Genomic DNA, 8,683 nt, shown 5'->3' with positions numbered 1-8,683 from the left:
CCGTGGCCGGCCATGACCCCGGCCGAGCGGCAGCGGATGCTCTGGCGCATCGCCGAGGGCATCACGGCGCGGGCCGACCAGTTCGCCCAGCTGGAAAGCATCGACAACGGCAAGTCGGTGGCGGTCGCCAAGGCCGTCGACGTGACGTGGGCCGCCGAGATCTTCTACTACTACGCCGGCTGGGCCACCAAGATCGAGGGCCGGACCATCCCGGTGTCGGTGCCGTGGGCACCCGGTGCGACGTTCCACGCCTTCACGCTGCGCGAGCCCGTCGGCGTGTGCGCCCAGATCATCCCGTGGAACTTCCCGCTGGTCATGGCCGCGTTCAAGGTGGCGCCCGCGCTGGCCTGCGGCAACACCGTGATCCTCAAACCCGCCGAGCAGACCCCACTGACGGCGCTGCTGCTGGCTGAGGTGATCGCCGAGGCCGGGATCCCGGCCGGGGTGTTCAACCTGCTGACCGGTTTCGGAGACATCGGCGCCGCGCTATCCGCGCACGACGGCGTCGACAAGGTCGCCTTCACGGGATCCACCGAGGTGGGAAAGAAGATCGTCAACGCCGCGTCGGGCAACCTGAAGAAGGTCTCGCTGGAACTCGGCGGCAAGAGTCCGCAGGTGATCTTCGCCGACGCCGACCTGGAGGCCGCGATCCCGGGCGTGGCCGGCGGGTTCCTGTTCAATCACGGCCAGACCTGCACCGCGGGCACGCGGTTGCTGGTCGAGGACGCCATCTTCGACGAGTTCACCGCGGGCGTCGCCGAGCACGCCGCGGGCCTGCGGATCGGCCCCGGCCTGGATCCCACCAACGACATCGGCCCGCTGGTCTCGCGCGAGCAGCTCACCAAGGTCACCGGCTATCTCGACGCCGGGATCGCGCAGGGTGCCCGCGCCCTGGCCGGCGGTGGTCGGCACGGCGACACCGGCTTCTACGTGCAGCCGACCCTGCTGGTCGACGTGGATCGCGAGTTCAGCGTGTACCAGGAGGAGATCTTCGGGCCGGTCGCCGTGGCGGTGCCGTTCAACCGTGAGCGGGGGGTGCGGGCTTCGTCTGTTATCGGGCAAGCCAACGACACGCCCTATGGGCTCGCGGCCAGTGTGTGGACCCGCGACGTGTCCACCGCGCACCGGGTGGCTGCCCAGATCAAGGCGGGCACGGTGTGGGTCAACTGCCACAACGCGTTCGACACCGCATTGCCGTTCGGCGGATACAAACAATCCGGGTGGGGCCGTGAACTGGGTGAGGGTGCCATCGCCGAATACACCCAGACCAAGGCCGTCAATATTTCGCTCTGAACCCATTCAAATGAGAATTCGGCACAACCGAAATTCTCATTTGACCCGCCATATCCGATTCCACCGAAAGAAATGCGATGTCAACTGACGCAGTTCTGCGGATGAGCGCCGGAAGCCAGGCCCACCGCCTGGCGGGCAAGCTCGGTCCCACCGCGATCGTGTTCATGGTGGTCGCGGCCGCCGCGCCGCTGACCGTGGTCGCGGGCACCTTCCCGATCGGTATCGCCGCGGGCAACGGCGCCGCGTTCCCGGCGTCCTACGGTGTCTGCACGGCGGTGCTGCTGTTGTTCGCCGTCGGCTTCACGGCGATGACCCGCCACATCCGGGGTGCGGGCGCTTTCTACACCTACATCGCGCACGGGTTCGGCAGGCATGCCGGGCTCGGCGCGGCGTTCCTGGCCCTGCTGTCCTACACCGCCGTGCAGGGCGGCGTGTACGGCTACATCGGTGCGGCACTGGGTGAACTGGTCACGAGTCACGGTGGTCCGGCGGTGCCGTGGTACGTGTACGCGCTGGCGATGATGGCGATCGTCGGCACGCTCGGCTACCGCCACATCGAACTGTCCGGCAAGGTGCTCGGCGTCCTGTTGGTCTGCGAGGTCGGCATCGTGCTGGTGATCAACCTCGCGGTAATCGGCCGCGGCGGCGCCGAGGGACTGTCCACCGCGGTGCTGCATCCCGGCAACTTCTTCTCGGGCGCGCCAGGTATCGCCCTGATCTTCGCGCTGGCCGGCTACATCGGCTTCGAGGCCACCGCGGTATTCCGCGATGAGGCGCGCGACCCGGTGCGCACGATCCCGCGGGCCACCTACGTGGCGTTGCTGCTCATCGGCGGCTTCTACGCGCTGTCCAGCTGGGCCATGGTGTCGGCGTGGGGCGATGCGGGCGCGGTCACGCAGGCCACCGACAACCCGGCCAACATGCTCACCGACACCGCGATCCACTACGTCGGCTCGGTGTCCGGCGACCTGGTCCAGATCTTTCTGATCACCAGCCTTTTCGCCGCGCTGCTGTCATTCCACAACGTGCTGGCGCGCTACATCTTCTCGCTCGGCAACACCCGGGCGCTGCCCGAGCGGTGCGGCCGGTCGCACCTGCGCCACGATTCCCCGCACGTCGCGTCGGTCGTGCAGACGGTCTCGGCACTCGTGCTGGTCGCCGCTTCCGTTGTGGCACAGCTCGACCCGGTGACAGAGGTGTTCACCTGGTTCGTCGGCGCGGCGTCGGTGGGCATCGTGGTGCTGATGACGCTGACGTCGGCGGCCGTCGTCGTCTACTTCCGCCGCACCCGCTTCGACACCCGGCCGTGGCACACCCTGATCGCACCCACCCTCGGCTTCGTGGGTCTGGCGGTGCTGTCGGTGATGACCGCGGCGAACCTGCCGCTGCTGGTCGGTGGTTCCGACACGCTGGCCGCCATCATCGGCGTGCTGCTGGTCGGTGCCTTCCTCGGCGGCATCGCGGTCGCGATCGGCCGCCCCCATGCCGGACACCAACACGAAAACCCCGATAACACAAAGGAGATCGCACGATGATCGCAACATTCGAGAAGGCGGGCGCCGGTATCGACACGGTAGCGCCGGATCACCCACTCACCCCGCTGAGCGCCGACGAGATCCGGGCGGTGCGCCGCATCATCGACGAGAACGGGTTGTTGGGTGAGAGTGGCCGATTCGTCTATGTCGCCCTGGAGGAGCCGCACAAGAACGTCGTGTTGTCGTTCGCGCCGGGTGATCCGATCGAGCGGCGCGCCCGGGTCATCATGCTGGACCGCGACAGCGGTCAGGGCACCGACCTGATCGTGTCGATCACCGACGAGCAGATCGTGTACCGCCACGACGTCGACCCGGTGACCGACGGCCAGGTTCCGGTGCTCGACGAGGAATTCGGTGACGTCGAGGCAATCCTGCTGGAGTGCGACGAATGGCTGGCCGCGATGCGCAAGCGCGGACTGGACCCGGCCAAGGTGCGCGCACTTCCGTTGTCGGCCGGGGCATTCGGCCACGAGGACGAGGTGGGTAAACGCGTCGCCCGCGTGCTGGGCTTCTACCAGTTCGACGAGGCCGATCTGCCGTGGGGACATCCCATCGACGGCGTCGTCGCCCATATCGACCTCACGGCCAAGCAGGTCATGACGGTCATCGATCACGATGAACTGCCCTTCCCGAGCGAGCGGGCCGAGTGGGATGCCGAGCCGCACGCGACGCCGGCCCGCACCGACCTCAAGCCGATCGAGATCACTCAGCCCGAGGGGCCGAGCTTCACCGTCGAAGGCAACAAGATCACCTGGGCGGACTGGTCGTTCCGGTTCGGCTTCGATGTCCGCGAGGGTCTGACGCTGCACCAGTTGTCGCTCAAGGACGGCAATGCCGAGCGCCCGGTGATCTACCGCGCGTCGATCGCCGAGATGGTGGTGCCGTACGCCCACCCGTCACCCTCGCGGTACTGGATCAACTATTTCGACCAGGGCGAGTACATGTTCGCCCGCTACACGAATTCCCTTGAACTGGGTTGTGATTGCCTCGGCGAGATCAAGTACTTCGATGCCACCATCGCCGACGAGCACTGCGAACCGCGGGTGATCAAGAACGCCATCTGTCTGCACGAGGAGGACTACGGCGTGCTGTGGAAGCACGTCGACATGTTCAACGGCATGTCCGAGGTGCGCCGGTCACGGCGCCTGGTGATCTCGTTCTTCCTGACCATCGGCAACTACGACTACGGGTTCTACTGGTACCTCTACCTCGACGGCACCATCGAGATGGAGGTCAAGGCCACCGGTGTGGTGTTCGCCTCGGGGTATCGGGCACCCGATCAGTTCGCGTCCGAGCTGGCGCCCGGGCTCGGCGCGCCGTATCACCAGCACCTGTTCTCGGCGCGGCTGGACATGGCCGTCGACGGGCATGCCAACACCGTCGAGGAGGTCGACGCCGTCGCCGCGCCGATGGGCCCCGACAACCCGTGGGGCAACGGGTTCACCCAGCAGAAGACGAAGCTGACCCACGAGCTGGGCGCGATGCGTACGGCCGACAACCTCAAGGCCCGCGTCTGGCACATCGTCAACCCGAACAAGCAGAACCGGTTGGGCCAGAACGTGTCCTATGCGCTGTACCCCGAGGGGCAGCCCACGCTGCTGGCCGACCCGTCGAGCTCGGTCGCCGCGCGGGCCGCGTTCACCACCAAGCACCTCTGGGTGACCAAATACGATGCCGGCCAGCGGTACCCGGCCGGTCATCTGGTCAACCAGCATCCCGGTGGCGACGGTCTGCCTGCGTTCGTCGCCGGGGATCGCAATATCGAGAACGAGGACATCGTGCTGTGGCACACCTTCGGGCTGACGCACTTCCCGCGGCCCGAGGACTGGCCGGTGATGCCGGTGGACTACGCCGGGTTCAAGCTCAAGCCGGTGAGCTTCTTCGACCGCAATCCCGCTCTCGACGTTCCGGCCGCACCGAAGTCGCATTGCTGCGAGGATTAGGTCATGTCCGCTGTTCACACGTCCGCCGTCCTCGGACGGCGGGCGTGTGCCCTGCTTGCCGCGACGTCAGCACTGCTGCACGTGCTGATGCTCGGTCACGCGGGCAACGCCGTCGTCGGGGGACTGCTGGCGGTGATGATCATCGGCTGCCTGTACTGCGCCCGTGACCTGTGGCAGCGGGGCACACCGAGCGTGTGGTGCACGGTCGCGCTGATGAACCTGGCGATGATCGCCGTGCACACGCCCATGCCCAGCCACCATCACGGGGCCGGAGCCGCAGCGATGCCGGCACCGTCGACGCTGATGAGCCTGACGATGTCTCTGGCGCTGACGGAGGTGGTGATCGCGGCGGCGGTGCTGTTCTATCGCACCCGCAACCGCACGGTCATCATTCCGGCGGGCTGAACTCGCTCAGCACCAGCCGGGCGCCCTGCGGGTCCTGGATCAACGCGGTCTTGGCCCACATCGTGTCCTCGCCGGAAACGACTGCGGCGCCGAGCTTTTCGGCCAGGGCCGCGGATTCGTCGCGGTTCGCCACGGCGAATGTCACCTGCCAGTGCTCGGGCTGTTGTTCGTCGGATAGTTGCCCGACCCAGCCGATCGCGTCGGAGAAGCCGGGCGGGGTGCCGGTGGCGGTGTGGCGTTCCAAGATGCCGGGGTCGACGGTCGCGGCGAGGTGGTCGGCGTATCCCGGGCGGCGGATCATCGTCGCGAACCCGGCGTCGTCGAACTCCCAGCCGAACAGCGGCCCGTAGAAGCTGGCCGCGGCCTGCGGATCGGTGGTCTGCAGGTCGCTGAAGTTCCAGGTGCCCGGCACGTTGACCAGCTGGGCACCCAGTCGCCGCCGCGGCTGCCACAGTTTGAAGTGGGCGCCGCGCGGGTCGGTGCATGCCGCCTGCCGGCCGCNGATCAGATAGTCCTCCTGGACATCATCCGGCAGCACGTTCTCGAACGCCCAACCGAACAGCCGGCCGTAAAAGTCCTGGGCGGCAGGCACATCCTGCTGATCGGTGTCCACCCAGCACGGCACCCCGGCCGGATAGGTCCTTGGTTCGGTCATCTGCCCATCGTCGCATCTGCGGTGACCCGCGTCCGGCGTTGCGATCCCTAGAGTGGCGTCATGAGTCGTAGCACCGTGCCGCAGCCCGAGGATCTGGAAACCGTTCGCGATTCCTACGATCGGGTTGCCGACAACTATGTGCGCATGGTGCAGACCACCGGCATCGGTGACGTCCGGACCCATCCGTGGTTGAAGGCGGCGATCGACGTCTTCGCCGACGCCGTCGCCGATCTGGGCCCGGTTCTCGATGTCGGTTGCGGGCCGGGCACGGTCACCGGGTACCTCGCCGAACGCGGGGTCGACGTCGCCGGTATCGACCTGTCGCCGCGCATGATCGAGCATGCCCGGCGCCTCTATCCCGGTTGCCGGTTCACCGTCGGCTCGGCGACCGAGCTCGACCTTGCGGACTCGTCGTTGGGCGGGGTGCTGGGCTGGTGGTCGCTGTTCAACCTGCCGCGGGACGTGTTGCCCGCGGTGCTGGCCACGTTCGCCCGCGCGCTGCGCCCGGGCGGGCAGCTGATCGTCGCCACCCACGTGGGCGACGATGACGTGGCGCGCACCGAGGGTTACGGCGGGGGGCCGGTGCAGTGGACGACGTATCAGTGGCGGCCGGAAGAACTTGCCGCGCTGGTGATCCGGGCCGGGCTCGATCCCGTGGCCGAGCTGCGCCTACCCCCGGACGGTGAGGTCGGGCCGACGGTCGTCCTCGTCGCCGCACGCCCGGCCGGCGACTAGGCCTCCAACTCGCCGAGGATGCCGCGCTCGATGCTTGCCCGCGTCGCGGTGGGCAGCACGATCAACCCGTCGAGTTCCTTCTGCGCGCGGGTGTAGGCGTTCTGGCGTTCCTGCGGGGTGGCGCCGTCGTCGGAGGCGAGCCGCAACAGCTGCTGGGCCCGGGCCAGGCGTTCCTGTGCTTCGGCGGAGAAATCGCTGCGCCGTCGGCGCACCGCCTCGGCCTCGGCGATGTCGAACGCCGACACGTAGTCGTGTACCGCGTCGCGGTATTCGAGTTGGGCGGCGCGGTCGGGGAGCAGGTCGGTCACGGATTCGGGCCGCAGCAGGTCGGCGCGGCCGCGTGCCTGGTGAAAGGCCATCGTCAGCGGATCGCGCATATCCGTCATCAGTGGGAAGTCCAGCAGTTTGGCGATGTCGATCTCGTAGTCGAGCCACCGGGCATTCGTGCGGTCGTGCGTCTCGAGCGTCTTGGTCAGCTCGCGCTGCCGGGCGGCCGCCGATGATTGCGTCGCCGAGGCGGCACGGGCCATCTCGACCTTGGTCTGCTGCTTGATCCGGTAGCGCTCCAGCCGGCGTTCGGCGCGGCGTTCATTGGCGGCGGAGACGGCCCTGATGCCGCCGCCGATCATTCCTCCCAGCGGGAAGATCAGCCACCAGAAGTTCCCTGCGAACTGCAGCAGAGGCTCCATGAAACCCAGAATGCCATTCTCTGTGCCGGCCCTGCCGATGTGTTGTGATTGGGCCATGCCTCAGCTAAGTCCCGAGCCCGACACCGGCGAGGACGAGCAAAAGCCGCCGGCCATCACCGCCCGCGGGATCTCGATGCGCGGCCCGTGGGGCCCCGTCTACGGTCCGGTCGACCTCGACATCGAGGAAGGCGGAGTCACGGTGCTGGTGGCGCCCGCGGGTACCGGACGCACCGCGCTCCTGATGACCCTGGCCGGACGCATGAGACCGGTGTCGGGGCAACTGAGCGTGTTCGGGCGGACCCGGGCGCGCGAGATCTTCCGGTCGGCGGCGCTGGCCGGGATCGATGAGCTCGACCGGGTGTCGGAGTCGGTGACGGTGCGAGACCTGGTCACCGAGCAACGCCGGTGGGATGCGCCGTGGTACACGCTGGTGGGCCGGGCCGACGCCGGTGACCTCGCACAGTTGTGTGCTCCGGTGTTCGGTGACCTGCCGCTGCCCTCGTTGACGTCGTACTTCGACGGGCTCACCGAGCTCGATCAGATTCTGCTGCGGATCGCGCTGGCCAACACCGCGAACCCGCCGCTGCTGGTGGTCGGCAACCTCGACCACCTCACCGACGATCGCAACCGCGACGTGCTGCTGGGACGCCTGATCGCACTGGGGGAGAAACAGACCGTGATCACCGCGACTGTGAACGGCGTGCCCGATCATCTGGCCTCGGCCGTGCGGGCCCAGCTGTCCGTGCCCAACACCGCGCCGGCCGAGCCGGCCGCTTCGCAGAAAGGTGGCGAGTAGCCGTGCTGGCCGGAATGTCTTTGGGCACCGATCTCAAGCGCTTCTCCCGCGGCACGATGCCGCGCATCGCCCTGATCACCGTCATCCTGCTGCCGCTGCTGTACGGCGCGATGTACCTGTGGGCGTTCTGGAATCCGTTCGGCGAGGTGGACAAGGTCCCGGTGGCACTGGTCAACGAAGACCGGGGCACCGTCGTGGAGGGTCAGCAGGTCAAGGCCGGTGACGAGGTCTCCGACGCCCTGGTCGACTCGGGACAGCTTCAGCTGCACCGGGTTTCGGCGCAGGAAGCCGCCGACGGGGTGGCCGACGGCAAGTACTACTTCTCGATCACGCTGCCGGAGGATTTCAGCACCAGCATCTCGTCGCCGTCGGGTGGGTCGCCGCACCAGGCCAACATCCGCTTCACCTTCAACGACGCCAACAACTACCTGGGCTCGATCATCGGCCAGAACGCGGCGCGTGAGGTGATCAACCAGATCAACGCCAAAATCGGCGAGCGCACGGTCGGCACCGTGCTGACCGGCCTGACCGACGCCGGGGCCGGCCTGGTCAAGGCCGCCGACGGGGCACAACAGCTGGCCACCGGCAGTGCCGCGGCCAACGACGGGGCGCACCGGCTGTCAACCGGGGCC

Annotated in this window: 9 protein-coding genes; 7 read left to right on the top strand and 2 right to left on the bottom strand. The window is 67.8% G+C overall.

Features of this window, described 5'->3' with window-relative positions:
• The 4 genes from BN4332_RS15660 to BN4332_RS15645 form a co-directional block, all read left to right on the top strand.
• The coding region (locus BN4332_RS15660; RefSeq protein WP_066899468.1) for an aldehyde dehydrogenase family protein at positions 1–1,293 on the top strand (1,293 nt) is incomplete at its 5' end.
• A 77-nt stretch (positions 1,294–1,370) separates the two neighbouring features.
• A complete protein-coding gene (locus tag BN4332_RS15655) occupies positions 1,371–2,828 on the top strand; it encodes an APC family permease (RefSeq protein ID WP_066899464.1) in 1,458 nt (485 codons plus the stop codon).
• Complete coding sequence (locus BN4332_RS15650) at positions 2,825–4,771, top strand: primary-amine oxidase (RefSeq protein ID WP_066899463.1); 1,947 nt, start codon at positions 2,825–2,827, stop codon at positions 4,769–4,771. Before BN4332_RS15655 ends, BN4332_RS15650 begins: the two co-directional genes overlap by 4 nt.
• Positions 4,772–4,774: 3 nt before the next feature.
• Entirely contained in the window at positions 4,775–5,176 is a 402-nt protein-coding gene (locus BN4332_RS15645; protein WP_066899461.1) for a hypothetical protein, read from the top strand.
• Here BN4332_RS15645 and BN4332_RS15640 read toward each other — a convergent pair.
• The gene (locus tag BN4332_RS15640) at positions 5,160–5,831 is read right to left on the bottom strand and encodes a VOC family protein (RefSeq protein ID WP_066899459.1); all 672 of its coding nucleotides are present in this window, start codon (positions 5,829–5,831) and stop codon (positions 5,160–5,162) included. The genes BN4332_RS15645 and BN4332_RS15640 overlap by 17 nt on opposite strands.
• A 60-nt stretch (positions 5,832–5,891) precedes the next feature.
• Between BN4332_RS15640 and BN4332_RS15635 the strand changes: the two genes are divergently transcribed.
• Positions 5,892–6,566, top strand: coding sequence for a class I SAM-dependent methyltransferase (locus BN4332_RS15635; protein ID WP_066899457.1), 675 nt, complete (start codon positions 5,892–5,894; stop codon positions 6,564–6,566).
• Here BN4332_RS15635 and BN4332_RS15630 read toward each other — a convergent pair.
• Positions 6,563–7,255, bottom strand: coding sequence for a hypothetical protein (locus BN4332_RS15630; RefSeq protein WP_066899466.1), 693 nt, complete (start codon positions 7,253–7,255; stop codon positions 6,563–6,565). The two genes, BN4332_RS15635 and BN4332_RS15630, sit on opposite strands and share 4 nt — an antisense overlap.
• 55 nt (positions 7,256–7,310) lie before the next feature.
• Between BN4332_RS15630 and BN4332_RS15625 the strand changes: the two genes are divergently transcribed.
• Together BN4332_RS15625 and BN4332_RS15620 are read left to right on the top strand one after the other, a co-directional pair.
• Positions 7,311–8,051, top strand: a complete 741-nt coding sequence (locus BN4332_RS15625) for an ATP-binding cassette domain-containing protein (protein WP_066899455.1) — start codon at positions 7,311–7,313, stop codon at positions 8,049–8,051.
• A gap of 14 nt (positions 8,052–8,065) precedes the next feature.
• A partial coding sequence (locus tag BN4332_RS15620; RefSeq protein ID WP_200820416.1) for a YhgE/Pip domain-containing protein occupies positions 8,066–8,683 on the top strand: 618 nt, incomplete at its 3' end.

Origin of the sequence: Mycolicibacterium houstonense (assembly GCF_900078665.2) — a bacterium.
Taxonomy (GTDB): domain Bacteria; phylum Actinomycetota; class Actinomycetes; order Mycobacteriales; family Mycobacteriaceae; genus Mycobacterium; species Mycobacterium houstonense.
This window is presented reverse-complemented; position numbering and strand designations above follow the sequence as displayed.